Annotated in this window: 26 protein-coding genes and 3 pseudogenes; 9 read left to right on the top strand and 20 right to left on the bottom strand. The window is 61.7% G+C overall.

The annotated features are described in order from the left end of the window. Positions 1 to 595: 595 nt before the first annotated feature. Together AC6H34_RS34360 and AC6H34_RS34355 are read left to right on the top strand one after the other, a co-directional pair. Positions 596 to 1,768: a TIGR03032 family protein gene (locus AC6H34_RS34360; RefSeq protein WP_497542116.1), complete on the top strand. Its 1,173-nt coding sequence runs from the start codon at positions 596 to 598 to the stop codon at positions 1,766 to 1,768. Then, positions 1,765 to 4,977, top strand: a complete 3,213-nt coding sequence (locus AC6H34_RS34355) for an autotransporter outer membrane beta-barrel domain-containing protein (protein ID WP_497542115.1) — start codon at positions 1,765 to 1,767, stop codon at positions 4,975 to 4,977. The genes AC6H34_RS34360 and AC6H34_RS34355 overlap by 4 nt, the downstream gene beginning before the upstream one ends. 90 nt (positions 4,978 to 5,067) lie before the next feature. Here the strand turns inward: AC6H34_RS34355 and AC6H34_RS34350 are convergent. After that, positions 5,068 to 5,421, bottom strand: a pseudogene (locus AC6H34_RS34350) (transposase); the annotation flags it as partial. A 6-nt stretch (positions 5,422 to 5,427) separates the two neighbouring features. Next, a pseudogene (locus AC6H34_RS34345) lies at positions 5,428 to 6,246 on the bottom strand (IS110 family RNA-guided transposase); the annotation flags it as partial. A 57-nt stretch (positions 6,247 to 6,303) separates the two neighbouring features. Between AC6H34_RS34345 and AC6H34_RS34340 the strand changes: the two are divergent. Next, positions 6,304 to 6,426: pseudogene (locus tag AC6H34_RS34340) on the top strand (IS110 family transposase); the annotation flags it as partial. A 628-nt stretch (positions 6,427 to 7,054) separates the two neighbouring features. Here AC6H34_RS34340 and AC6H34_RS34335 read toward each other — a convergent pair. After that, positions 7,055 to 7,543 (bottom strand): TetR/AcrR family transcriptional regulator, encoded by a 489-nt coding sequence (locus AC6H34_RS34335; protein WP_497542114.1) that lies wholly within the window; start codon positions 7,541 to 7,543, stop codon positions 7,055 to 7,057. Positions 7,544 to 7,753: 210 nt separating this feature from the next. On the opposite strand from AC6H34_RS34335, the gene AC6H34_RS34330 reads away from it, so the two are divergent. Continuing rightward, the gene (locus AC6H34_RS34330; protein ID WP_497542113.1) at positions 7,754 to 8,008 is read left to right on the top strand and encodes a FitA-like ribbon-helix-helix domain-containing protein; all 255 of its coding nucleotides are present in this window, start codon (positions 7,754 to 7,756) and stop codon (positions 8,006 to 8,008) included. After that, a complete protein-coding gene (locus AC6H34_RS34325) occupies positions 8,005 to 8,442 on the top strand; it encodes a type II toxin-antitoxin system VapC family toxin (RefSeq protein WP_497542112.1) in 438 nt (145 codons plus the stop codon). Before AC6H34_RS34330 ends, AC6H34_RS34325 begins: the two co-directional genes overlap by 4 nt. Here AC6H34_RS34325 and AC6H34_RS34320 read toward each other — a convergent pair. The 8 genes from AC6H34_RS34320 to AC6H34_RS34285 all read right to left on the bottom strand — a co-directional run bounded on the left by AC6H34_RS34320 (position 8,439) and on the right by AC6H34_RS34285 (position 15,092). Then, a complete protein-coding gene (locus AC6H34_RS34320) occupies positions 8,439 to 8,675 on the bottom strand; it encodes a hypothetical protein (protein ID WP_497542111.1) in 237 nt (78 codons plus the stop codon). The genes AC6H34_RS34325 and AC6H34_RS34320 overlap by 4 nt on opposite strands. 808 nt (positions 8,676 to 9,483) lie before the next feature. Further along, complete coding sequence (locus AC6H34_RS34315) at positions 9,484 to 10,431, bottom strand: ABC transporter substrate-binding protein (protein ID WP_497542110.1); 948 nt, start codon at positions 10,429 to 10,431, stop codon at positions 9,484 to 9,486. A gap of 46 nt (positions 10,432 to 10,477) precedes the next feature. Continuing rightward, positions 10,478 to 11,527 (bottom strand): ABC transporter permease, encoded by a 1,050-nt coding sequence (locus AC6H34_RS34310; protein ID WP_497542109.1) that lies wholly within the window; start codon positions 11,525 to 11,527, stop codon positions 10,478 to 10,480. Further along, entirely contained in the window at positions 11,524 to 12,294 is a 771-nt protein-coding gene (locus AC6H34_RS34305) for an ATP-binding cassette domain-containing protein (RefSeq protein WP_497542108.1), read from the bottom strand. Before AC6H34_RS34305 ends, AC6H34_RS34310 begins: the two co-directional genes overlap by 4 nt. Then, complete coding sequence (locus tag AC6H34_RS34300) at positions 12,291 to 12,599, bottom strand: hypothetical protein (protein WP_497542107.1); 309 nt, start codon at positions 12,597 to 12,599, stop codon at positions 12,291 to 12,293. The genes AC6H34_RS34305 and AC6H34_RS34300 overlap by 4 nt, the downstream gene beginning before the upstream one ends. An 8-nt stretch (positions 12,600 to 12,607) precedes the next feature. Continuing rightward, positions 12,608 to 13,327: a hypothetical protein gene (locus tag AC6H34_RS34295; RefSeq protein ID WP_497542106.1), complete on the bottom strand. Its 720-nt coding sequence runs from the start codon at positions 13,325 to 13,327 to the stop codon at positions 12,608 to 12,610. Then, positions 13,324 to 14,172: a BtpA/SgcQ family protein gene (locus AC6H34_RS34290; protein WP_497542105.1), complete on the bottom strand. Its 849-nt coding sequence runs from the start codon at positions 14,170 to 14,172 to the stop codon at positions 13,324 to 13,326. Before AC6H34_RS34290 ends, AC6H34_RS34295 begins: the two co-directional genes overlap by 4 nt. Then, positions 14,169 to 15,092: a carbohydrate kinase family protein gene (locus tag AC6H34_RS34285; protein ID WP_497542104.1), complete on the bottom strand. Its 924-nt coding sequence runs from the start codon at positions 15,090 to 15,092 to the stop codon at positions 14,169 to 14,171. The genes AC6H34_RS34290 and AC6H34_RS34285 overlap by 4 nt, the downstream gene beginning before the upstream one ends. Positions 15,093 to 15,258: 166 nt before the next feature. On the opposite strand from AC6H34_RS34285, the gene AC6H34_RS34280 reads away from it, so the two are divergent. Next, a complete protein-coding gene (locus tag AC6H34_RS34280) occupies positions 15,259 to 16,221 on the top strand; it encodes a sugar-binding transcriptional regulator (protein WP_497542103.1) in 963 nt (320 codons plus the stop codon). Positions 16,222 to 16,364: 143 nt separating this feature from the next. Here the strand turns inward: AC6H34_RS34280 and AC6H34_RS34275 are convergent, their stop codons facing one another. Both AC6H34_RS34275 and AC6H34_RS34270 read right to left on the bottom strand, forming a co-directional pair. Continuing rightward, the gene (locus AC6H34_RS34275) at positions 16,365 to 16,739 is read right to left on the bottom strand and encodes a hypothetical protein (protein WP_497542102.1); all 375 of its coding nucleotides are present in this window, start codon (positions 16,737 to 16,739) and stop codon (positions 16,365 to 16,367) included. A 39-nt stretch (positions 16,740 to 16,778) separates the two neighbouring features. After that, a complete protein-coding gene (locus AC6H34_RS34270) occupies positions 16,779 to 17,267 on the bottom strand; it encodes a hypothetical protein (protein ID WP_497542101.1) in 489 nt (162 codons plus the stop codon). Between AC6H34_RS34270 and AC6H34_RS34265 the strand changes: the two genes are divergently transcribed. Further along, positions 17,164 to 17,547, top strand: coding sequence for a hypothetical protein (locus AC6H34_RS34265; RefSeq protein ID WP_497542203.1), 384 nt, complete (start codon positions 17,164 to 17,166; stop codon positions 17,545 to 17,547). The genes AC6H34_RS34270 and AC6H34_RS34265 overlap by 104 nt on opposite strands. On the opposite strand, the gene AC6H34_RS34260 is transcribed toward AC6H34_RS34265, so the two are convergent. The 4 genes from AC6H34_RS34260 to AC6H34_RS34245 form a co-directional block, all read right to left on the bottom strand. Further along, positions 17,522 to 17,785, bottom strand: coding sequence for a hypothetical protein (locus AC6H34_RS34260; RefSeq protein ID WP_497542100.1), 264 nt, complete (start codon positions 17,783 to 17,785; stop codon positions 17,522 to 17,524). The genes AC6H34_RS34265 and AC6H34_RS34260 overlap by 26 nt on opposite strands. Positions 17,786 to 17,933: 148 nt before the next feature. Next, entirely contained in the window at positions 17,934 to 19,898 is a 1,965-nt protein-coding gene (locus tag AC6H34_RS34255) for a ParB/RepB/Spo0J family partition protein (protein ID WP_497542099.1), read from the bottom strand. A gap of 248 nt (positions 19,899 to 20,146) precedes the next feature. Continuing rightward, complete coding sequence (locus AC6H34_RS34250; protein ID WP_497542098.1) at positions 20,147 to 21,064, bottom strand: zeta toxin family protein; 918 nt, start codon at positions 21,062 to 21,064, stop codon at positions 20,147 to 20,149. A gap of 3 nt (positions 21,065 to 21,067) precedes the next feature. Continuing rightward, positions 21,068 to 21,391 carry a hypothetical protein gene (locus AC6H34_RS34245; RefSeq protein WP_497542097.1) on the bottom strand — a complete coding sequence of 108 codons (324 nt, stop codon included), beginning with the start codon at positions 21,389 to 21,391 and terminating at the stop codon, positions 21,068 to 21,070. 278 nt (positions 21,392 to 21,669) lie between these two features. On the opposite strand from AC6H34_RS34245, the gene AC6H34_RS34240 reads away from it, so the two are divergent. Beyond that, positions 21,670 to 21,858 carry a hypothetical protein gene (locus AC6H34_RS34240; RefSeq protein WP_497542096.1) on the top strand — a complete coding sequence of 63 codons (189 nt, stop codon included), beginning with the start codon at positions 21,670 to 21,672 and terminating at the stop codon, positions 21,856 to 21,858. A 65-nt stretch (positions 21,859 to 21,923) separates the two neighbouring features. On the opposite strand, the gene AC6H34_RS34235 is transcribed toward AC6H34_RS34240, so the two are convergent. Next, positions 21,924 to 23,480 carry an ISL3 family transposase gene (locus tag AC6H34_RS34235; protein ID WP_497542095.1) on the bottom strand — a complete coding sequence of 519 codons (1,557 nt, stop codon included), beginning with the start codon at positions 23,478 to 23,480 and terminating at the stop codon, positions 21,924 to 21,926. A gap of 446 nt (positions 23,481 to 23,926) precedes the next feature. Then, entirely contained in the window at positions 23,927 to 24,169 is a 243-nt protein-coding gene (gene repC / locus AC6H34_RS34230; RefSeq protein ID WP_497542094.1) for a replication initiation protein RepC, read from the bottom strand. A gap of 2 nt (positions 24,170 to 24,171) precedes the next feature. Here repC and AC6H34_RS34225 point away from each other — a divergent pair, with 2 nt between their 5' ends. Further along, on the top strand, positions 24,172 to 24,423 hold the full coding sequence (locus AC6H34_RS34225) for a helix-turn-helix domain-containing protein (RefSeq protein WP_497542093.1): 252 nt from the start codon (positions 24,172 to 24,174) through the stop codon (positions 24,421 to 24,423). 157 nt (positions 24,424 to 24,580) lie between these two features. On the opposite strand, the gene AC6H34_RS34220 is transcribed toward AC6H34_RS34225, so the two are convergent. Further along, positions 24,581 to 25,000 (bottom strand): Ros/MucR family transcriptional regulator, encoded by a 420-nt coding sequence (locus AC6H34_RS34220; protein WP_497542092.1) that lies wholly within the window; start codon positions 24,998 to 25,000, stop codon positions 24,581 to 24,583. Positions 25,001 to 25,040 lie beyond the last annotated feature (40 nt).

Here is a 25,040-nt window from a genome sequence, read left to right as displayed (position 1 = left end):
CTGATCAACCTGCATGCCGGCGAGACGCAGGAATCAAGCCGACGATGTAAATTCCAGATCGGGATGCCGCGCGAGCCGGCGAAGATCGAGCGCTTCGACGAGCACCGATCTGAGCGCGACTTTCTGCTTTGCTGTGAGTATCATGGTGTCCTCCGGGTATTATTGGGACAATGCTGCCGTGCCGTTTGGGATCGGCTTCTCAGCCAGCTCCTCGGGAATGGGCAGTGCATCGCTGCAATAGGCGTGATGGCCCTCCCAGGCTCCCGACACGAATTCAGGCCTCGCGCCGTCGTGACTTGCTCGCCCCCTGATCCGCGGCTCCATTTTTGGAACCACTGTTGTATATCCACAACAGTCACGACAAAATCGGCAATTTATGATTGAAATAAACGTCAGAAGCCATCGTTTTGTGAAACATGTGATCATTATATATGATACATTACCTTAGGTAATATACTACATTCCGAGCAGAAATTTTCAATCAGCGATTTTTGTCTGAATCTGCGCAGGGTCCAATGTCGTTCTCACGTCTCCACTCCCGTCAACCCGGCCGAAGCAGCGAAGCCGTGGGGCATGTGGCATGGATGGCGGCATCATGAGCGAAGCTGCCGAAACCGCCTACTCGGTCTCGCCCGGGTTCGTTGCGACCCTGGCGCGGCTGAATCTCTCGGTCGCCATCTCCTCCTACCAGTCGGGCAAGTTCTACCTGCTGGGCCGCAATCCCGCGGGCGGCCTGATGGTGGACGAGCGCCTGTTCCACAAGGCCATGGGCATCGCCGTGGAAGGCAACGCGCTCATCCTGGCCACGCTCTTCCAGATACACCGCTTCGAGAACGTGCTCGAGGAAGGCCAGTTCATCAACCACACCTTCGATGCCTGCTACGTGCCGCGCATCAGCTTCACCACCGGCGTCCTCGATGCCCATGATGTCGGGCTGACGGCCGAGGGCGAGGTCGTCTTCGTCAACACCCGCTTCAACTGCCTGGCGAGCCTCGCGCGCGCCAGGAGCTTCACGCCGATATGGAAGCCCCCCTTCATCTCGCACATCGTCGATGAAGACCGCTGCCATCTCAACGGCATGGCGATGCAGGAGGGCCGGCCGGCCTATGTCACCGCCGTGAGCCGCTCCAACACCATCGACGGCTGGCGCGACCGGCGCACCGGCGGCGGGGTCGTCATCGACGTCGCCACCGGCGATATCGTCTGCGAGGGGCTGTCCATGCCCCATTCGCCCCGCCTCCACCAGGGGCGGCTGTGGATCCTGAACTCCGGCGCCGGCGAGCTTGGCTGGGTCGACCGCGACAGCCGGACCTTCCATCCCGTCGCCTTCTGCCCCGGCTTCCTGCGCGGCCTGGCCTTCGCCGGGCGCTACGCCCTCGTCGGCCTCTCCAAGCCGCGCTACGAGCGCTTCGAGGGCCTCCCGCTCGACCGCAAGCTGAAGGACGCCGACTCCGAGCCGTGGTGCGGCCTCCAGGTCATCGACCTCGACACCGGCACCTGCATCGACTGGTTCCGCATCGATGGCGCCGTCGCAGAGATCTACGACGTCGCCGCACTGCCCGGCGTCGCATGCCCGATGTCGCTCGGCTTCGCCTCAAACGAGATCCAGACCCTCATCACACATGAGGACTTGCCAGCCGACAGTGCGGAACCAGCGGCCGCGCCCCCAGCCAGCCACGACACCTCCAACACAGCCACGACAGGCGCGCACCAACAAGCGGTTGCGCCAGTCGACCCAACGGAACATCCGAAAAGAGACATATCATGAATCTCAACAAGCAACTGAGAGGCCAGCTGGCACTGACGACCGCCATGATGGCAGCGCTGGTCGGCTATGGACGGCGTGCTTACGCGGGTAGCTGTACAGGCGTGGCAGGGACTTACACCTGTTCCGGCGCTGCTACCGGGACGGATACCACCCAAGCCTTTACCGGTGGGCCGCTCACTGTAACCACCTCTTCCGATTTCGGGATCACCGCAAGCGGTGACGCCTTCTCTCTCGTCGGCACCGGCGGCGATACTTTCAATCACACGGGAACCGGGGCGATCACGGGTTCATACCGGGGCCTCTATGCCAAGAACAGCGGTTCCGGCGGCATATCCATCACATCGAATGGCGATATCGCTGGATCGGGCGGAAGGACCCTGTTTGCCAAGAACTATGGCTCCGGCGACTTGTCGATCAAGGTAACATCGGTCACGGGACCGATGAACAATTATGCCACGCTTCAGACTGCAAATTACGGCGGAGCACTCTATGTCAGTTCAACCGGGACCATAACCGGCGGAACCGGCATGTTCATCCGTAATGCCGGCACATCGGCGACTGTCAAGGCCAACGATGTCAATGCGGTTTATTATGGTGTCGGCGTCAGACAGTTCGCGAGTGGCGCCTTGAGCATCACGACGACGGGAGATGTTGACGCCTCGCGGGGCTTCGGCATCGTCGCGAGAGTCTACTCAGGTTCAGGCCTGGTGATCAACTCCGCCACGACGAGCGGGGGCACGGAGGGCATCCTGGCCGTCAACCAGGGCACCGGCGACACGTCGATCACGACGTCCGGTACCACGATAGGCACTGGAAATAATCCCGCCTTCTCGGCCTATGCCGGCAAGATTTCCGGTATTTACGCCCATAACGATGCCAGTGCGAAGGCGTTGACCATCACGACGAACGGCGCCACCAACGGCGCTGACTTTGGTATCTATGCCAATAACCTGGGCACCGGCGCGACAACGATCAACACCGTCGGGGGAGCCGTCACGGGGACGAATCAAAACGGTATACAGGTTACTGGGACAGGGATGGATCTGAAGATCATCACCGCTGATGTGACAGGTGGGGTGAATGGCATCCTCTCCCGCCACACTGTCGGTGCGGGCACGACAACTATCGACACGACCGCAGGAACCATCACGGGGACGAGCGGTAACGGCATCCAGGCGAGTGAGGCAGCAGCGGGCCTGAAGATTACTACGGCCGACGTGACGGGCGGCGTGAATGGTATCATGGCCCGCAACACTGGTACGGGTGCGACGACCATCGACACCACTGCCGGTACTGTCATAGGCACGAGCACCATCGGCATCAATGCCCAGAACGTCGGTCTGGGGAGCGGTAACCTCACGATCACAGCGGGTAATGTGACAGGAGGCACCGTCGGGATCGGCGCGGGCAACTCCGGCATTGGGACGACCTCGATCACCACGGCTGGATTGGTCCAAGGTGGTGGTTACGGCATCCTCGCTTCTTCCTCCGGCCGAGCTCAGGGCATTGCAATCAACAACCTGGCATCCGGCACGATCCAGAACACCAGCGGTTCCTCCTCGGCGGGGGCGATCAAGACCACGGGTACCCGGACCGACATCGTCAATTCCGGTTTGATCACCGGCACTGTGACTTTGAGCGTCGGCGCCAACAGCTTCGACAACAAATCGGGCGGCGTGTGGAACACGGCGGGCGGGGCCAACGTGCTCGGCCCCGACACCTCCAGCAGCGTAGACAACGAGGCGGGCGGCACCATCATCGCAGCTGCCAGCGGCGCGAGCGGCCCGACCGCCACCAGTTTCAGCGGCCTGGGCACCTTCACCAATGGCGGCCTTCTCCAGATGCAGAACGGGGTGGTCGGCGACACGACGACCATCGCCGGCAATTTCGTCGGTACCGGTGGCACCGTCTCGCTCGACACTCAGCTGGGCGGCGACGGCTCGCCCACTGATCGCCTCATCATCAACGGCGATGCCTCCGGTTCGACGACGCTGGCCATCCGCAATGCCGGCGGCGCCGGCGCGCAGACGACCAACGGCATCGAGGTCGTGGAAATCAACGGCGGCACCTCCACCGCCGACGCCTTCCATCTCGCCAGCGCCGTCGCCGTTGGCGCCTACGACTACGCCCTCTACTACCAGGACCTCACCAAGGACGACCAGAACTGGTACCTGCGCTCGACCGGGCAGGCGAACGCCTCCGCCCAGACGGCGCTGCCCTATGCCGACATCCTGGTCAACTTCGCCGATGCGACGCTCGGCACCCTGCAGCAGAGGACCGGCAACCGCATTTGGCCGAACGGCACGCCGCAGGTCGCGGCGGACCTGCCCTCCAGCCAGGTCATGAAGTATGCGGCCACCGGCCCCGTGATCTATGGCCAGGGTGCCTGGGGGCGCATCGGCGGGCAATATACGTCGATCGATCCCAAGTCGGGCACGCCCTATACCCTTTCGCTCGGCTTCCTGCAGGCCGGCTACGAGGGCACGGCCTACGAGACAGGCGCGGGCGACCTGACCGTCGGCGCCTATGCCATGGTGGGCACCTCGCACGCCGATATCGACGTTTCGCGCGATCCGGCCACGGGAGCGGCCCGCAGCGGCAAGATCACGACTACCGGCTACGGCCTCGGCGGCAACCTGACCTGGCTTGGCGCCGACGGCCTCTATGCTGACGCGGTCGGCCAGCTCACCTTCTACGAGTCCAGCCTGTCCAACAAGGCCGGCGGCGACAACCAGGGCTGGTCGGGTACGGCCAGCCTGGAGATCGGCAAGCGCTTCGAGCTGGGCTCGGGCTGGTCGGTGGTGCCGCAGGCCCAGCTTGCCTATACCCATGTCGACTTCGACAGTTTCACAGACATCAACAGCTCCCGCGTGACGCTGGGCGACGGTGACAGCCTGCGGGGCCGGCTGGGCCTGCGGGTGGAGAACAACGCGAGCTGGAAAAACGGCGAGGGCAAGACAGACCGCCTGCAGATCTACGGCATTGCCAACCTGAGCTACGGCTTCCTCAAGGACACCAGCGTGGTGGTAGCCGGCACGTCCCTGGAGCAGCAGAACAAGCGCCTGTGGGGCGAGGTCGGCCTGGGCGGCACCTATGCCTGGAACGACAACTGGAGCGTCTATGGCGAGGCCGACTATGCCACCGCCCTCTCCGGCTCGGGCTCCAACTACACCGTCAAGGGCACCGCCGGCCTGCGCTACAGGTGGTGATCCTACCGAGGGCATGGGTCGCCCGGCGAGAAAGCCGGGCGGCCTCTGAACCATCTATCTGCAAATGCTGCCCGTAATCGGCCAGACGCCCCGTCTGAGCAGTGCCTGCAGCCAGGCGCCGAGCTGGGTGTCCATTCGCGCCAGATATGGCAGTGCCGCTCGCGCGCCATGGATCAACAGCACGCGCATGTAGGTGCTCCCGCGCTTGCTGATCCCCGTCAGCCGCGGCTTGCCGCCGGTCGTGATTTGACGTGGAACAAGCCCTAACCAGGCAGCGAAGTCACGCCCCTTGGCAAACGCCGACACGTCGCCGACCGCTGCAGCCAGCGCTGTTGCGTTGAGCGCGCCAATGCCTGGCACGCTGCGCAACAGACGAGCCCGTTGATCGCTCTTCGCGAGCGCTTCGAACTCCTGGTCGAGCTGCTTGATCCGATGATCGAGCGCGTGCAGTTCGCCGGCCTTCGAGATGCGCCCCTTCACGTCGATCGACGTGCCTGACTGCCAACGCCGCGCGGTCAGTCCGAAGTAGGCGGCGACATCGCGCGAGCGGCGGAAGCGTGTGGGATCGTCGATCGCCGTCATGAACGAGAGCGCCGTCACCGGTCCGACGCCGGGGATCGCCAGGAAGCGCCGGCATAGTTCACTCCGCGCCACCATCTTCACGACGAGATCGTGCAGCCGGCAGTATTGCTTCCACAGCATGGCGCGCGCCGTCAGCATGGCGTCCATCAGTTCGCTGGACAGCGGATCGTCCGCCACCGCCTCGCGCACGGCCTGGTCGAACTTGCCGCGCGAGGTGCCGCCGAGCTTGATCCCGAAGCTCTTGAGCGAGTGCCGGATGGCGTTCTCCAAATCGAGGAATTTGCGCTTCAGGTTGCGCCGGTGGGTCAAAAGCAGGCGCATCCGGTAGCAGCTTTCCGTCTTCACATGCGCGGCCTTGAACCAGCCGGTGCGCATGATATGGGCGATGCCAAGCGCATCCTTTTCGTCGGTCTTGTTGCGCTGCGCCGACATCGCGGCCCGCACATGCTGCGTCTCCAGGCAGATCGCCGGCAGACCAAGCTTGATGAGCTCGGGATGCAGCCAGGGCGAGAGGGAACCTGCCTCGTGACCGACGCGGCGCAACCGCCCGACGAACGGTTTGAGCACGGAAAACAGCGCGTCCGGATCGCTCGCTACCTTGGTCGTCAGATGCACTTCGCCGCGGTCGTCGACGACGCACACCGCCGTCTCCTCGATCGCAACGTCCAGTCCGCAAAAATACTCCATCAGCCGCCTCCTGCGTGGTTTCGAGGCTGACACTTTAACGGCCACCACAGGCGCTGCGCCCGCAAGCGCGCCAAGCGCAACGTGGTGGTCGTTGCGCTTGCCAATAAACTGGCCCGGATCGCCTGGGCGGTGATGTCGAACCAGCGCCCCTATGAAGCCGCAATGGCCTCGAAGGGGTAACGAGTTGGTCGAGCGGGAGCGTCCCGGCAACTGCTCGGCCGCATGAAGTCTGCGGGAGGATGTACATAAAGATGGCCCAACGGTTGATCGGCGTTCGGCAAACCTGTCGGCAGGCAGCGGCCCTTTCGAGGTCGTGTATCTTGTTAGGAGCCGGGCGCGCGAATCTCCATCTTGGCAGGGCGCGCAGAGCGCCGAGGCCGGATACATTGGTGCAGACCGGTTGTTCCATCCAAAACATTCTGCTTGCAGACGGGGCGGGCCATACATTGCCTGCGGCCGCGCCGTTCACCCAACGGCCGGACCGCGCTCGAATGCTTGTGACGATGCTCCGTCAATCCGATGGAAAAATGCGCCGCGACGGTTCGAGCGCTGCCACCGTGCAGCCAGAACACCCCGTCGATGAGCGCGGAGGAGTGCAAGGCGCATCGGAACTCCAAGTCCATCAGCGGCAGCGTATCGCGGAGAACAGCGTCGTATATTATCGTAGCCGGAAGGAGAAACGACGATGGCAGAAAGAGCAGCGGAAACGCGACCGATTAGGAGGGCAAGATAAAAGGGCCGCGAGGTGCGGCCGGACGCGGTACGTCTCCGGGACACCGCAACATTTCTGTCTCGCCGTCTGTTCAACCTATTCGATTGCGTCCCGGTCACAGCGGGACGAAGCATCGCGGACACCCGACCCTTGGGCGAAGGCTTCACGGATATGCCGTTGAGCCGCAGTCAGAAAACTGCGTGCAAGCTCGGGATCGTTGACCACGCTCGATAACGTCACTGCGCCCAGCATCGTAGAAAGAATGGCTATCGCTTTGCCATTTGCTTCCTCGTCATCCGATGCGGAAACCATGCTGCAAAGTGTTTTAAGGTGCGCCCTAACGCCCCATTCAAATGGATGTTTCACAACACTGCTTTGCCTGGCGGCATCAGAGCCCAGTGCCGCAATCGCACAGCCGTCCATCTTCTCTTCGCGATGTTCCATGCTCAGGTAGAATTCGAGCACTGCGCCAAGTGGATTATCAGGATTAGCGACAATTGCGGCGGTCCATCGTTGTGCGGAACTGTCGAGCGCCCGCTGGGCCTGGTCCGCGATCTCGTCGAGCCAGGAATCTGATTGTTCCAATGGCAGGAAGCCAAGGCAAGCATGCTTCTACGCCTGCACCATTCAGGGACAAGGTGGTGCAGCATGGATGCATGAATGGGGCTTGTCGACGCTGACAGCCCGTCCAAATGGGGAACGATCACAAGCGAAGGCTGGTTTGGCAGGGCTTGCCTTCATGATTGCAACATTATAAATTACAATCAATGCAATTAAATCGACCAGGAGCAATCAATGCCCTCCATCACCATCCGAAATGTCCCGGATGAGGTGCACCGCGCCATCCGTGTCCGCGCGGCACAGCACGGTCGCAGCACCGAGGCCGAAATCCGCGAAATCCTGGAGCGAGCGGCAAAGCCGGATGGGCGCCTGAAACTCGGCTCCTTGCTGGTATCGATCGCGCGTGAGGCAGGCGGCCTGACTGATGAGGAGTATGCGCTTTTCGAGCGGGACAGGACACCTGCCGAGCCCATGAGCTTCGGCGAATGATCGTTCTCGACACCAACGTGCTTTCAGAACTGTGGAAGTCCGAACCCGAACCGAATGTACTGACCTGGATGGATGCCCAGCTTGTTGAGAGCCTTTATCTGTCCAGTATCACGGTGGCCGAACTGCGTTTTGGCATAGCTGCGATGCCGGCCGGCAAGCGCCGGCTGATCTACCATGACCGGATGGAGCGGGAAGTGCTGTCAGCTTTCAAAGGCCGAGTATTGGCCTTCGATCTGGAAGCATCACGAGCTTATGCCGATCTGATGGCGAGCGCACAGGCCGCTGGTCGAGCTATCAGCAGGGCAGACGGGTACATCGCTGCCACGGCCTCCACCCACGGTTTCGCCGTCGCTACACGCGACACAAGTCCTTTTGATGCAGCAGGTCTAAGCGTGATCAATCCGTGGAAACCTCATGCCAAACAGTCCAGCTAGGGAGCGGTTAGGCGAAAGCCCTCCGCGCATGACGCCCCTGCCCTCCGATCGACAACAAGCAAAGCATCATCCGCCAGAGGCCTCTGCAGCTCCTTCGCCTCGCTCCACAGCGCCTTGAGCCAGGTCTCGAACTGCTCCGGCTCCGTGAGGATTACCGGTATGGCCTTGGAATGGTGGGGCTTCACCACTGCGTTCGCATCCGTCTCCAGAAGGGCGAAGATGTCGGCTGTCATCTCACTGTCCTTGACCTTCCGCACGCTCGTCCAAAGCGTCCAGATCCCTTTCGAGGCGCAGAGCACCTGCCTCGCGATCATCTCGTGCCGACTATCGAGAGCCTGAACAATGATGCCGGTTGGGTCTCGATCGTCTGTAGTCAATGCATGCACCACAAGGCCTTTCGGATCCCTTCGCTGATCCGGCAATGGGGCCGGGAAACCTCGAGTAATGCCTTATTCCGCGCCATGCGCTGCTCCAGGTGCGAGTTGAAGCGAGCCGGCTTCCAGCATCCCAGTTGGGGTGGGTCGAATATGGGCTGGGCTTCATTTCCGGTCAAAGACCAGTACTGAAGCCCAGGCCTCGCGCCCTTCTCGAACAACCGCAGCCGCTTGTCGGCGAAGGTCTGTGTGAAAGCCGGGTGAAACGCGCCTGCTATATTCCTCCGAAGAGAACCCCTGGGGCCTATGGGAAACCCACTGCGACGAGCACCAGGTTGCCACCTATCGCCATTTCTGATCCCCGCTGGCGGCAGATGTCAGCCATAGTTATGCTGCCAAAAGTATCCTGCTTGAGAATGGATGCCTTCTGTGCCTCCGAACCAAAGGGTAACGAAGCAAGAATCTGCTCACCCTCATCGTCCTGCGCTGCTCCCAGCCTGGGAATCTGGCTGGAGAGAACTCTAACTGGAAACAATCCGGCATTCTGACAGCAGATCACATGCCGACGAATCCGCTGTTCTCCATCTCAAGTTGAGGCCGGATCAGCCCGATTGTGGACCGATCCGGCGCTTCTAATCGACCGGGTGCTGCTGGAGCGGGCTTTGCTTTACATGCAGTCGGCTTTGTATTCGTATTTCTCGGCCGTGGCGGTATCGCCAGCCTTGATGCTGATGATGTCCGTCATCGTGACCTTAGGAAGGCTTTCGCCCTTAATGAGCTTGGCGGCCACTTCCATGGCGACCTCGCCTTCCTGCTTGGGATCCTGGGCAATCAGTGCGTGAATCTGGCCATTCTTGAACGCATTGACCTCGGCCGTGGCAGCGTCATAGGCGATCACCTTGATCTTGCCGGCTGCACCGGCCTGCTTGAGGCCGGTGATCGCACCGATGGCGCCCTGGTCGTTGGTGGAAAAGATGCCAGCAAGATCGGGGTGGGCCGACAGCGTCGAGGTGACGATCTCCGCTGCCTTCTGCGGATCATCGCTTTGATACTGGGGACCGAGATATTCGATGCCGGTATAGGTCTTGATCTGTGCTTCAAAGCCGGTCACGCGGGCATCCTGGGCAGCTGAGCCGGGCGGCTGGGTGATGACCAGCACCTTACCCTTGCCGCCGAGCAGATCATTCATGTCGACGGCAGCCATCTTGCCGCCAGCCTCGTTATCGGTCAGGATCTCGGTCTGGACGAAGGACTTGTCGTTGATCGTCTGGTCGACGGTTACGACCTTCGTACCCATCTCAGACAGTTGCTTCATCGGCGCAACCAGGGCCTGGGTGTCGGTCGGCACGATCGCGGCGACGGCAGGCTTGGTGGCGGTGACGGCGTTCACGACCGGGATCTGGCTGTCGGCCGCGAACTGATCGGGTGCCGAAACGGTCAAAGTAAGACCGAGTTCCTTGGCCTTGGCCTGCGCGCCGCACTGCAGTGCTTGGTAGAACGGGCTTCCCTTGACGCCGAGTACCAGCGCAACGTTGCCGCCGGATTGTGCGTGGGCTTGTTGGGCGGCCATCGACGGCAACGCGCAAATGGCGGCAAGAAGCATTCCGTATTTCATGGTGTGATCCCTTCGTTGGTTGGTTGGTGCTTGCTTGGTTTTTTGCTCAGCCGCGTTCTTGTGCGCGGCGTTTAAGCTGGTCGACCCAGACGGCGAAGATCAGGACCGCACCCATCGCAACCGTCTGCCAGAAGGGAGGGATGCCCAGGATCACGAAGCCGTTGAGAAGAATGATCGGGATGAAGACACCGATGACCGTGCCGGCGATGCTGCCGACGCCACCGAACAGACTGGTACCGCCGAGGACGACGGCAGAGATCGTCGTAAGGTTGTCCATGGCATGGCCACCGATCGTCGTGGTCGAGAAGCGGGCGTTGGACATGACCGCCGCAAGCCCCGCAAGCATGCCGGAGATCATGTAGATCCGGATGAGTTGGGCCTCGACGTTGATACCCGACCGGCGCGCGGCTTCCTTGTTGGATCCGATCGCGAAGATGCGCAGGCCAAAGCGCGTCAGGTGCAGCACGACGGCAGCGATCGCTGTCGCGACGACGGCAATGAAGACGAGGCTGGGGATACCGAGGATCGAACCGCCTCCGACAGCCGATACCAGCCGCTCGGGCATGGCGCGCACGTCCACGCCGCCGGTGATGATCTGTGCGAAACCCAGCGACATGCCGAGCGTCCCCAGCGTCACTATCAAGGCGGGAATGCGCGCGAAGGCGACCAGCCAGCCATTGACGGCGCCCCAGACGCCGCCAGCCGCCAGGGAGACCAGTGTTCCGATGGCGACAATGCTCCAGCCGGCATCAGTCGTGCCGAACGTGCTGCCGGGATCGCCGGACAGCCACAGCATCGTCTTGGCCGAAACGACCGAGCAAAACACGAGGATTGCCCCGAGCGACAGATCGATCCCGGCCGCAACGATCACATAGGTCTGCCCGATCGACAGGACCAGCAGAATGGCGGCGTTGATTGCGAGCTGGGAGAGATTGTAGGACGAGCCGAACTGCTCGGGCCTCAACGCCGAGAAGATGGCGATCAAGACGACGAGAAGCAGAAAGATCCAGCCGCCGCCAAGAATGCGCGCCATGCGTTCGCGCCTCGTTTCCGTCTCGGCGTCAGGCAATCCCTCCTTGTCGGTTGCCAGGCTCATCGAACGTTACTCCCCGTTTTGACGCTTCCACTTGTCATGGCGGCGACGAGGCGTTCGACGCTTGCGTCGCCGGCCTTGAATTCCGCGACGTTCTCTCCAAGCCGCAGTACAACGATGCGGTCTGCGATCTCGAGGACCTGCGGCATGTTGTGGCTGATCAGGACAACCGAGATCCCCGCCTTCTTGACCTGGCGGATGAGTTCGAGCACACGTTCCGTCTGCACCACGCCGAGCGCTGCCGTCGGTTCGTCCATGAAGATCACCTTGTCGGCCCACATCGCGGCCCGCGCGATTGCGACCGATTGGCGTTGGCCGCCCGACAGCGATGAGACCGGCACTTTTGCCGACCGCAGCTTCACACCCAGCCGGGTGAATTGTTCGGCCGCGCGGCGGCGCATTTGAGCACGGTCGAGGATGCCAAGGCGCCCGAGCAAACCGGGGCGCAGCAATTCGCTGCCTAGGAACAGGTTGTCGGAAGGGGTCAGTTCCGGGGCCAGTGCAAGATCCTGATAGACGGTCGCGATGCCATGCTGCAGGGCTTGGCCAGGCGAGGAGAATGACACAGGCTTGCCGCCGATCTGGAGCTCTCCCCTTGTCGGCTTCTCGGCTCCCGACAGTATTTTCACCAGTGTCGACTTGCCGGCGCCGTTGTCACCGATCACCGCACAGATCTCAGCCGGATAGATGGCGAAGTCGACGCCCTTCAGCACATGGGCATGGCCGAAGCGCTTGTGAATATCTCTCGCTGCCAGAAGCGGAACCGTCATGGATGGCCGTCCTCCCGGGCAATGCCGACATTGTTGGAGAAGGCAAAGAATTCGTTGTAGCCGGCCGCCGTCAGCCGGGCCCAATGATCGAAAGCCGCCTCCGGACTGGCAAAACGCCAGATGTCCACGGTTTGAAAATCGTGCTGGCCGCGAATGTGATAGTTGCCCACGCGCACGGCGCCCGCCTCTGCCGATGCGAGCGCGACGCGGCCCCAAGCCGTTCTCTTGTCAGCCTGTTGCTCGGCGCTCAGGCGGTACCAATGAGGTCTTGGGCGCGAATAGTGGATCCAGATGCTTTCGGACATGGCAAACCTTAGGGGACGATGAGTTCGTGAAACGGGCGCACGCGGCCGATGTAGTGGCGGGACGTGGTGAAGACGAAATCGGCGACTTCCTCGTGGCCTGAGATGGCATTGTCGATCGCTTCGGGCGAGGCTGCCTCCCAGGCGCCGAGATGGTGCCAGCCATGCGCCCAGTCCAGGCGATGGCGGCCGGCAATATTGATGTCGAGCGCAAGGTCGCCCTTGAAGGCGATGTCGCATTCAAGGTCATATTCGGTACGCTGCTCAGGCGTTGCTGACGCCCAGGCATCGTTCCATTCCCACAGCGCGAGGAAGCCCCAAGGACGATCGATGTCGCCCCCGCCGCCCCTCACGGGCGCAAATTCGCGAGGGCCTATCAGCCATTCGGTTGCAAACAGCCGTGCCCAGCCGGCCTGCTCGAGCCGCACCGTCCCTTCGAGCGCCGCCGAAATCGTCGGAGCCTCGAAGACGCCGGCGACGTCGACGTTGTGCGCAAATCCGGTATCGAGAGCCGCCGCCTCGTTTCTCGCGGCCGGATCGAACATTGCGCGGACGGACAGGAGCCACCCTTCCTGCCTGAACTCGTCGAGCACGGCTGCAATGGCCGCCTGTTCCCTCGTGCCGAAGATGTCCGAGGCGCCCCCCTCGCGTTTGGCCAGGAACATCACGACGCAGCGCCCCGATGGTCCGGAGGAGGAAAAGACGTCTGTTTCGCCTGTGAGAAGAGTCATTGCGCCCTCATCCGGGAAACGGCGTTCATTAGTTTTTCGACACGATATGGGTCGACGGGGTTCCACCAACGGCCGTCCCGTTTCAGCCATTGACCAATGATGGCACCATCGGCGACCTTGAAGAGGTCGGGCACCTGTTCCGGCGCGAGGCCTGAGCCGACAACGATCGGCAGGTTTGTGCCGGCGCGGACTTCCTCGACTTCCCGTGGGTGTGTAGGCGAACCCGTGCGCGTCCCGGTGGCGATCAGCACATCTGCGTCGAACCATTCGGCGTCCGTCGCCTGTTCGGCGATGCTGCGGTCGGCGGTGATGGCGTGAGCGCCGAACTTGACATGGACATCCGCGAAGATCGCGACATCACGCGCGCCGATCATCGAGCGATAGCGCATGGCAGCGGGGGCCGGTCCGTTGAGAAAGCCCTCATTGGCCACATAGGCATTGACCCACTGGTTGACGCGCACCCAGCGCGCGCCGACGGCCTTGGCGATGGCAAGTGCGGGGATGGCCCCGTTCGCCACGCAGGTGATGCCGATGGGCAGGTCGACGACGGAACGCACGGCGATGCAAGCCGCCGTCAGCGCCGCGACGGTCTCGGGGCCGATTTCATCGGGGCGGGCGAAGGGCAGGTCGCTAGCATTTTCCACGATGATTCCATCGATGCCGCCATGGGCGAGGGTCTTTGCATCTTCGACCGCGGCAGCATAGATCTCACGGACATCCTGCCCGTCATACCGGGGGGCACCGGGAAGAGGCTTGAGATGAATGACGCCGATCACGGGCTTTCTCACCGCAAAAAGCCTCTCGAGCGCGTTTCCCTTGTCGGGCAGCACGATGGGAGCAGTCATGTTTCCTCACTTGTGGATTGGATCTGGGACAGTCTGGCGTCGAGGACATCCGCCACCTCCTTCCGGTCTGGATAGGAGTCCTGTGCGCCGAACCGGCGGCAACTGAGGGTCGCCGCGACAACGGCTGCTTCCAGGGCAGAAGCAAGGGAAGCCCCGGCAAGGACCTTGCCGATGAACCAGCCTGCCAGGCAGTCACCGGCGCCCGTCGTGTCGGTGACGCCGCAAATGGACGGCGCGGCCACGCGGAACGAGACGTCCGGGGATAGATACTGCGCGCCCCGCGGGCCGAGCGTGCGCACGACCGCCTTGGCGCCGAGGGACAAAAGGACCGCTACGGCATCGCCGCCGATCTTGGCCGCGGCCCGATCGTTACAGAAGACGACGGCCGCACCGTCGAGCATTGGCGCCAAGGTCTCGATGCCCGCCGGAAAGGAGGCCGGCTCGAGATCCAGCGACCAGGGGACCTGATGCCGGCGGCATCGCTGTGTGAGCAGGAGGGCAGCTTCGCCGTACACCGCTGTGTGCACCCAGCCGATATTTGCAAGATCGAGCGACGCGACCGCCTCCTCGTCAGGGTACATCGACACGCCCGGATCCAGCAGCAGGCGTTTCTCCCCGTGTGGCTCTATGATGAGCACAACGCGAGATGTCCGCCCTTCAACCTTGTGGACAGTGACCTCGATGCCCCGTTCGCGCAGGCCGCTCTCGATCCTTGTCGAGGCACTGTCGTTGCCCGTCTGGAACAAGGCGTGGACGGCTGAGCCTGTGCGGGCGCAGGCGACCGCGGCGTTTGCGACAACGCCTCCGACGGCCTCGGCGGAATGAGTGACATGAACCTTCTCGTCAGGAGCGGGGACATGCGATGCGACCATGGTCAGGTCGAGCGTCACGTCACCGACGAAGAGGGCCAACTTGTTCATAAGGCACCGGCATCCTGGCATGGTCGAAGGAGGAACATGTATGGCCCCTCGGACGAGAACCCTGGCGACGTCTGCACATTGTTGCAGACTTTGCACAAATGATGCTAGAAAGTGCCTCCCATGGTGTCAACAGCTAATGTGCAGCGCTCGCACGAAAGTTTAAAACATGAGCGATAGCGAAGAGGACCTGCTCGTGAAGCTAGCTTGGCTTTACTATGTGGGCGAGAAAAACCAGGAAGAGATCGCCGACCAGCTCGGCCTGTCGCGTTTCAAGATCAATCGCATGCTGGCTAAAGCCCGCGAAAAGGGCCTGGTGAAAGTAACGATCCAGCACGAAACCGCCGATACGCTCGAACTCGCCAGCAAGCTCCAGGTGTTGTTCGGCCTGACTGAATGCATCGTCACGCCGACAATGGAAACTGCTGCCGGAGCTTTCTCCGAAACGGATGGAGCCAAGGCACGCCGTGCCGTCGGTATCGCCGCCGCGGCCTTTCTAGCGCGGCGGCTCGGCTCATTGGCCCCGATGACGGTTGGTCTCGCATGGGGCCGCTCGATTGCCGCGATGGTGGACGAGCTTCCCAAGATAACCAAGCCTGATCTGAAAGTCGTGTCCCTTATGGGATCCCTGAGCCGCAACGCAAAGACCAATCCGTTCGATTGCGTTCAAGGGCTCGCCCAGCATTGCGGCGGCGAGGCCTATATCCTGCCCGCACCTTTCATCACCGACTCCGAAGCCGACTATGACGTCATCATGGGCCAGAAGCTGGTCCAGCAAACACTCACACTGGCCCGATCAGCGGATCTCTATATAGCAAGTTTCGGTGATTGCACTCAACACTCATTTATATATCACCACGACCTTCTTCACGACTATGAGAAGTCTGAAATTCTCCAAGCCGGAGCTGTGGCGGACATGCTTGGGAAATTCTTTGATATAAACGGAAATTTACTCAATAATACTGTTAACCGTCGAACACCGAGCGTTACCTTTGAGGATATCTGTAGTCGCGACGTCGTCCTTCTCGCAGCCGGTCTGGAAAAATCTCAGGCACTGCGCGCAATACTCAGATCGGGGACCGTCAACCGTCTCATCGTTGATGGAGACCTTGCCGCCTCTCTCCTCGCATGACAGGCGCATAGCGCTATTGAGGAGAGAAGCGAAATCAAGCCTGGGAGAGCGGGAGGGGGAAGGCTTGCACCCTCTCGCGTACCGCAAGGCGCAACGGCGTTTCCACCCGTTTCTGGATCTAAGTCAGCGACGGCCGCCGCGACCTATTCAGCGCACAGCGAAGGTCCGCACCCGGCATCGATGTGGGCGCGGCTGAAAACCTCGGCTGCATCCGCCCGGATCGATAGTATCATGCCGGGAGCCGTGTTCGACACGGTCGGGACGCGTGTCCTGGCCACCAGGCCGCGAGCCTCCATCACCTCTGCGAGATGTTCGCCCTCTGCAGCGGTTGAGCCGACACTGAGAGCCAAGTCCGCCGCAGTCGGCCTGCGCCCCATGGCGGTCTCGGCCCCGATCATGTTGACGAAGGCGATCTGGCGATATCGCGCGGCTTCCGTGTCTCCCTCAAAGCGCGACTTGTGAATGAGGCGGGACACCGTCAGGCAGTCGGCCGTGGTCGAGATCTTGGATGATTTCAATTCGATAACTCCGATCTGTTGATCTACGTGGCTGGGTGGTCACCGCAGTCGTTGACCGCGCGGTTTGTCGGCCTGCGCCGGCTTTGCGGCTTCAGGCCCCGCGCCCGCCTCGACCGGGTTGCCGGCCGTTTCGACTATCGGACCCAGGCCGGGAAGCTCCTTGAGGGCCTGAAGCTGGATTTCCCGGTCAGCCACCTTCTGAACGAAGGGCTTGAGATAGGCGTCGAGGTGCCCCTTGCCGGGATGGTCCAGCTCTTTTGTCAGGGCGGCGAGGTAGTCGTCCTTCCTGGTCTCTTCCCACTCGATGCTGATGCCGGCGCGATGCGCCAACTCGTTGTGCACCACCATGATGGTGCGGCCATTGCCATCGAGGAAGGGATGCGCGTGGGCCAGACTGCCCATGACCGTGCCGGGCTTGGCCGCCATGAACGCCTTGTCCTGCCTGCTGCAGGGCATAGTCCACGGCCCTGCCGATTTCCTGCGGATGGGCGAACATGTCGTCCTTGCCCGCCTTGGTGATTGCGACATTCGGGGCGGTGCGCGACCTGTCCTCTCCTGCCCACGGATACACTTTCTCGAACAGGGTCTTGTGCGCCTGTTGGATATCCGCATAGGAGATCTTGGAAACCTGGGCGAGCTGATCGGCTGCCTTGTCGACCTTTCGGACGAACTCGTGGTGCTCGAACCTCTTGAGTACGTCCATATCGGACGTGCCAAGGGAGTTGCGCAAATAGCCGCGCGTTGCGGCATCACCGAAGGGATCGAAAGCCATAAGGGGAGGTCTATCTGCCGCCGAGATAGGCCTTGATCAGGTTCGTGGCGTCGTCACTGGACACGACCTTCGCGCGCTCGAGCGCAATGATCAGCTGCTCGATCTCATCGAACTGCACCTCGTCGCCAGCCAGCTCCGTCACCTTGTCGGCCCAGCGGTCACGCGCCGTCTCGACGTACCGGATGTTATGCTGACGCGCCAACTTCAGGACGATATCCACCGCCCGGTCCTTGTTGCTGCGTGCATCTGTCTTGGGAGCGAAAGCGACGGTCATCTGAACATTCCAATTCATGCTCTTTATAGCGTGAATTGGCCTCTTTGTCGAAACATAGGAATGGTTTTCGGGTGAAACCCGGCCGATTCCCGGCATTTTGTGACAAACTGAACATGAGAGAGGCCCGGGTTTCCCCGGGCCTCGTCCTTCACTCGGCCGCTTCAGCGAATTCCGTATCCCCGGCTTCTTCGGCCTCATCGGTCTTTCCTGCCGCCTTCGGCGTCTTCAGCACCTCGGGAAGCCAGCCGCGCCCGGCAAGGTCACGCTCCGCTCGGTCAACCGCTTCCGACTTCGGCAGGCGCTCGATGTCGGCTGCCGCCGCATCCGGCAAGCCCGCCTCCTTCATGATGGCGGCAATGGCCGCCTTGGACACTCGGCCAAGGAACTCCCGCTCGGGGCTCCACCATGCCCGCATGTCGAATTCAAGAGCCTGCGCAATCCGGTCCGCGTTGCAAACCCGGTCGGAACGCTTCTTCTCGAACCCCATCTGCACCGCATTGAGATTGGCGGCGGTGACAACCGCCAGCAACTGTCCAAGGGTCGCAGGGGTCTGGTCCAGCAACCAATCCCAAAGCTCGGCGGCTTCACTCGGGAGTCGGGCCTTCCAGCTGTCCATGATGTCATTCCACGCCACGAGGGCGCGACAGGCCTCGCGCTCCTTGATCGAGGTTTCGATGCGCCGGGCTTCGCCGCGCACCTCGACGGCGGAACTCGGCATGCTGGAATAGCTGAGATCGGTGTAGAACGTTCGCACGGTGAAGGGATGGAGGATCGCGACCAAGCCGACCTGCGGCGATTCCGCCAGCTGGCACCGAAGGGCGGCGGTCCGGATCGCCGTCAGTTCCTCGGTGAGCGCGCCGTTGAAGGTCATGACGGCCGCCTCGTCTTCCTTCTCGGTGCCGCCCTCCCCATCTCCGCCCTCTTCCGCCGTTGCCGCCGATACTGCAAGGCGTGCCTCATCCTCCTTGCGAACGATGCCGCGCCTGACTTCGACACGCCCGCCATGACCGACATAGAGGATCGCGCCGGCAACGCCCAACTGTTCCGGGGTGAAGGCCTGCGAGGGCGCCCGCAACTGCTCGATATTCTCTTCGAGAGCGTCCATCTCCGCATTGAACGCGATCAGGTCCGCCTCATCGTCGACCGCGTTCTCAAAGGCAGCGGATTGGTCCTCCATTTCCTCATATCGCGCCTGCAACCCCTCAAGCTTGCGTTGATCCTCGTCGCTCAACGCCATCTGCTTGGGATAAAGCGTGCGCATACCGTAGGTCGATACGGCGTCCTGAGACGTCTCGACCCACGACCACCCTTCGGCCTTGACCGGCTCGGCCAACACGGCAAGCTTCTCGTCGGCCAGCCTGCGCACAAGGTCGCGATCGGACAGGTAGATGCTGTCCTGCGTCGAGAACAGGTCTTCCTCGACCGTACCGCCCGCCGCCCGATAGGCGTCGAGGGTGACGAACTGCGCGAGCGGCGATTTGCCGAACAGGGCTTCCTGGGTCAGCGCCGAACGAAGGTAGTGAGGCTGGCGGTAGAACGAGTTCACGTCGAACCATGCCCGTTCCTGCGCTTCGTGATCCCCGCTGATCGCAAGCGCCTCTGCCTGTTCAAGGCTCACCTCTTCCCTGCGAAGTTCCTCCAAGAGCCGTGGCGACAGGGTTGCCAGCTTCAGCCGGCGACGAACCGTCATGTGTGAAATGCCGAACCGCGCCGCGATCTCCTCGCTCGGCAGGCCTTCGTCCTGATTGAGCCTGCGGAATGCCTCGATCTCGTCGGCCGGGTGCATGGCGCTGCGCTGGATGTTCTCGACAAGAGAAATCTCCACGTCCCGCTCGCCGGTCAATATGGCAACCCGGACCGGGAATTCCTTGGTCACCGCGACGCCCTGCACGCTGCGCCCTTCCTTGAGCAACAGCTTCAGGGCTGCGAACCGACGCGCACCCGCCACCACCTCGAACTTACCCTTGGCCTTGCGCACATTGAGGTTCTGCAACTGGCCGTTGGCCTCGATGGAAGCCGCAAGCTCGCTGATACCGGCCTCCGAATTGACGCGCCGCACGTTGTCGGCACTCGGAACCAGCTTGGAAAGCGCAATTGTGGTAACGTCCGTCATCTCTTCTCTCCTTTGTCAGGCACGGCGAAGCAGGCCCCGTCCTGCTTCCCGAGCTCGCGCGGAGCAGCGGGTGTGCAAGCGGCAAGCCTGTTCTCGAGGGACCCGTCTGCAGGGAGCGAAGCGACCGAAGATGGGACGGAACATGCTTGCGAGCGCGCCGAGGGCAGCGCCCTAAGCCTTCTCGTCGCGCCAACGCCGGAGGCGATCACGAGGCGTGATCTGCGCGAGGATGGCGGCTACGTCGGATTCTAGCGCGGCTTCTGTCCGCGAGGCTTGTCGGCCTGGGATTGGGCTTTCTCGCGCAAAGACTGGAAATGGTTTTTGTCGCTCTCGGCCTGGGTGGCGATCTCCGCAATCTTTTGCGGATCCGCGCCGCGCGACTGCATGGCCGAGATAACGGACGCCCAGCGCTCTTCATGCTGGCGCAGCTGGGCCTCGGTGGGCGGGCGCTCACGAACGCGCTCGACCGTCCCCGCCGCGGTGGGTGCGCTCGACCATTGTCCCTCGCGCAAGCGATTGTCGTAGACGGTCTCACCCTCGCGGGTCGCGACAACGACACGGCTCACCAGCTTTCGTTCCTCGAGTTCCCGGACGGACTGGACCACGCCGACGACGCCGGCATCGTGGACCTCGCGGGGCGGAATCCGGGCGGCGCTGCCCATCGCCTCGAAGCGCACGTTGCAGCCCTGCCAGCTGGCCCGCTCGTTGACGGCCATAACCCGGGCCTCGACTTCGTAACCGCCGGCGCGCAGGCCGGTGACCAGAGCGACGACATTGCCGGGCTGACGCATGGTCGTCTCGATGACGAGATTGATGTGGCGCCGGCCGGCTTCATGCAGGAGCTTGCCGAACCACACGTTGGCATCATGGTTCGTGTGTTGCGACGAGGTGACGGGATCCGCCTTCTGGAGCGCCCGGAACGCGGGGTGATAAGCGCGCAGATCGTCGCCGACGACGGCGATCGTCGGTCCCTTCCGCGAGAGCTCCGCCACAGCCGCGGTCTGAAGAGCGGTCTTGCCAGCGCCGGGTTGTCCTCCCAGGACAACGGCCGTCGGCTGCTCCGACCGTGCTCCCTCAAACGGCATGATATTGGGAAGGATGTGATTTCTGAAGATGCGTTCGTTCTCAGCCGGGCTGAGCTTGTACCGCTCGGAAGTGTCTGACACGAACTAGATTTCTCGCCAGAACCGCTCTTCGTCTGCGATGCGCGGACGCCAGGTCGCGATGATCTCATGAATCAAGGCATCTTCCCCGACGCGGATCGACTGCTGGAGCCTGGTGAGGTCGCGGGCCTTGTTCGAGAGAGCAGCGGCCGCGGGCTTATCCGAGTCCTCGAGTGCATAGATGCGCTCGAACAGGATACCCTTGGCCTGATTCAGGATCTCAATGGCCACCTCGGCATTGACGATCTGCGAATAGTCCAGCGGCGTCCGGAAGAAGCTTCCGGGTGCATTTTCGTGGACATCGTGGCGTGGCCGGGCTGCGACTTTCATGGGCTCTTTCCTTCCATAACCATAGTGGCAAACTCTGCGCCCCCTGTCGAAACACCCCTCCCCGCGCCCGATCGTCACCCGGCAGGCCGAAGACCGGATCCCTCGAGACCTCACTCGAGGAGATCGGGACTTCGTGACCGCCGATGTATCGGCGCGCATAGAAGCTGGTTCCGCCAAAGGCGGCGCGCAAGGAACAACGGCCTCCCCCTCCTTTCGAAAACACTATAAAAGTTGATATGGTTTACAACAAGGCTCACTTGCCACAGCGACCGAGACCCATGATCGACGATAACGACCCCGACCGCACCATGCTGCAGAAGCGACTGCTCTGGATGGCGGTCATCCTGGTCGCACTCGGCATGGCCTGCTTCATCGCAGCGCTGAGAAGTCCGGCCAATGCCTTCGACGCGAAGGACACAAACGGGTCCACTGCTAAGGTCTACATGTTGATTTCCACTGAGAAGTGACCCAGTCGGAGGGGATTTTTCCATCGAGAATTGGCTCTGACGCACTTTTGCTGACGTCCGGTTCTCTACGATGCTCCGATCAATCGCGCCTGTAGAAGATCGAGTTTTGCTCTCCCGTACATCTGGCGTTTGATGAGCTTCAAGCGCGTGATCTGACCTTCCGTTTGTCCGTTCGACCAAGGGGAGACGATGGCGTTTCGGACGGCGGCAATATCCTTTTCGACACCGCCAGCGAAGGCTCCAATTAGGCTGTTCTTGGCTGTCTCAAGCCAGTCCTCGAGCTTGCGTGCTGTTTTCGAGCGGATCATAGACTGGAACTCGCCAATGGCAGTGCGAGCGATAGCGAGTTCCGGAACGTTCACTTCGATCGCCGCCACCAAAATCGCCTCAGATTTTGCCAGGTCATCGCGTGCGGCGGTCATCAATCGAGCGATAACCCGCGTTGATGGCGTTCGAGCGAGTCCGCTCTGGTTGGCCTTCTCCGCTAAGCGTCGGCGTTGAGCCCATTGCGAGACGACACCGCTTTGCCCCGGAAAGCCCTTTGCTCGCATATCGCGCCAGAGCGCCAAGGCGTTTCGTGCGCCTTCCTCCCAGCGGCTGTTGAGCCACGGCAGCCAGCTGTCCAGCGAGGCGGGACGTGATCGGAAGACATCGAAGCGCTGGCCCCGTAAGACATCCCGCACAAGCTTCCGGCTATGACCGGTTTGCCGGACAATTTGCCGAATTGAAGTTCCCTTCTTCGACAATTCCCGGATCGCCTCATTCGTCTCCTGGCGACGCAAGTATCCCTCATACTGCAGCCTTTCGGCATAAGTCAGAAGCTTGGGGTCGACGACATTGCTGCCTACTGCCTGCCTGATCTGGCGCATGGACTTGCCGACGGCATCGAGAAATGCCCGGCTGGAATTCTCCATCAGGTGCCAACGGTCGGCGACCTGCTCAGCATTCGGCAAGGCCTTCGCGATGGCCTCACCATAGCCACCGCCCCGATCGCGAGCGACGATGGATATGGACTGATGCTGGGCGAGCCATGACCGAGACGTATCCAATGCACGATCCGGCAGCAGGGTGACAGGTTTGTGCCGCTCCAGGTCGCAAACAATTGTTCCGTAGGTCTGTCCGCGCCTGAAGGCAAAATCGTCAATTCCTATGACAGTGAGCTCATCGTTCTGATCAGCAATACGTCGACGAACCACCCGCAACAGCGTGTCATTGCTCACCGGCATCATGAGGCGATTGGCAAAGGCCGCCGCGGGTCTACCACCGAGCGCCAAACCAAGGTGGTGGACGATCGTCTCCAGCCGCTGGGTGCGCCGACCATAACGCGCCAACACGCCGTCCTCGAATTGTTCGCAGAAGATGCGCCGCCCGCACAGAACGGCGTCACACCAGAACCGACGCGCCACGATCGTCAACTCAACTCGCCGACCGCCGAGGGGCAGATCCGCAGGTCGGCGCACGTATCGGCTTTGAACGCGTCGGCTTTGTCGGCCACAGGCAGGGCAAATCCCGGTGGGCAAGCGTGGTCGCAACTGGACTTGAACGCTCTCCCCGACGAACTTCACCGAATCCATTGCAAAGCCGTCCGGCGCGAGGCCCGCGCGCTGAAATCGATGGCGCATACGCTGATCCTCCGGTGATTCAGCACAAGGGTCGCCCGCAACAGCAGCAAATCTGAGTCAGAGCCACTTCTCGACGGAAATCAACACTATGAGGTAATCACGCTGAAGGGTGCCGTTCGCACACGCGCCAAAACAGAGTTCCTGGAGCGTTTATTGCAAATTCACAACATGAGCGTTCCGCCTAGGACTCATGTTTAGTTGGGCCGCGATTGTCCGTGGTTCGCAACTCGCTGGCAGCGACAACCGCTGGATCACGCAATCTCCTTCAATCATCCCATCACCTGGCCGCAGGGTGAGCAATCTGTTCGATCTGCCTGCGAGTGCGGTCGTCGCGCTCGATATCTGGCTGGCCCGCAAGCAGAAGCGAGGATACAGGCGTATCGGCTGACCCCTGCGCCCTGGCGATGCGCCTGGACATCCCCAGACGGTGCTCCATTGCCTTCCCCTCACGCACTACGCCGCTCCTTGCCGAGCTTCGATCGGATCAGGGCCATCAGCATGGGACCGAGCGAGAACTGCCCTGCCCTCGCCCTCTGCGTAAGGTTGCGCAGATAACCGCCCGGGCTCTTGATCGCCTCGCCCTTCTGCAGCATGGCGGCAATGACGATATTCGCACCCTCTGCACCCAGGGCTTCCTGCAGGCTTGATCGGCGCGTTTCCCGCTTCCAAAGACGTCGCCATTCCGTCAACGATGAAAATCGTGAAGGAGGCTAGCGAATTCGTCCGGCACAACGAGCATCGGCCGATTCATGTTTCCGAGCTATGTTCGAGCCTGAACGTTTCGCGGCGTACTCTGCATCGCAGCTTTCATGACGTTCTCGGGATCGGACCAGTCGCCTATCTCAGACATCACCGATTGTGCGCCACGAACGCACGCTTGCGCTGCCTCGAAACCGGCAAAGGAACGGTTACGCAGGTAGCACTCGAGCACGGTTTCGTCTAACTTGGGCGGTTTGCCGGCCAATATCGGGCCTTGTTTGGAGAGAGCCCTTCTGAAACGCTGCTCCGGAGGTGAAGCGAATGGACAGGCGAACCCTGGCGTCGTTCACGTCGGCGGAACGCCTTAGCACCCATGAGTGCGAGATTTAGTCTCGGCGGAATCATTTCTTGGCAAGCTTGCGCCGGGCGCCACCCTTACCGAGGCCCAAGGCTTTTGCCAGTTCAGAACGCTGCCTGGCATAGCTCGGCGCCACCATCGGATAGTCCGCTGGAAGTCCCCACTTGTCGCGATACTCCGCAGGTGTCATGCCATACTTACCGCTCAAATGCCGCTTGAGCGACTTGTACTTCTTTCCGTCCTCCAACGAGATCAGGAAATCAGGTGTCACAGACTTCCGAATCGGCACGGCCGGTTCTGGCTTGGGTGGATTAGAGGCTTGTATTGTTTCTGGATGAGCGAGCTGATCGAGCACTTTATGCGTATCGGCGATCAGTTGTGCTAGGTTGCTTGCGGGTACCCTATTGTTCGCTACGAAAGCCGAGACAATATCGACTACAATTTCAGTTACACGACTATTCACGCGGCGCCCTTTATTATTGTCAAGTGAATGCGAAAGTCGA

This window comes from Labrys sp. ALF-8 (assembly GCF_059699065.1).
The sequence above is the reverse complement of the archived record's forward strand: the minus strand, read 5'-3'. Positions and strand labels throughout refer to the sequence as shown.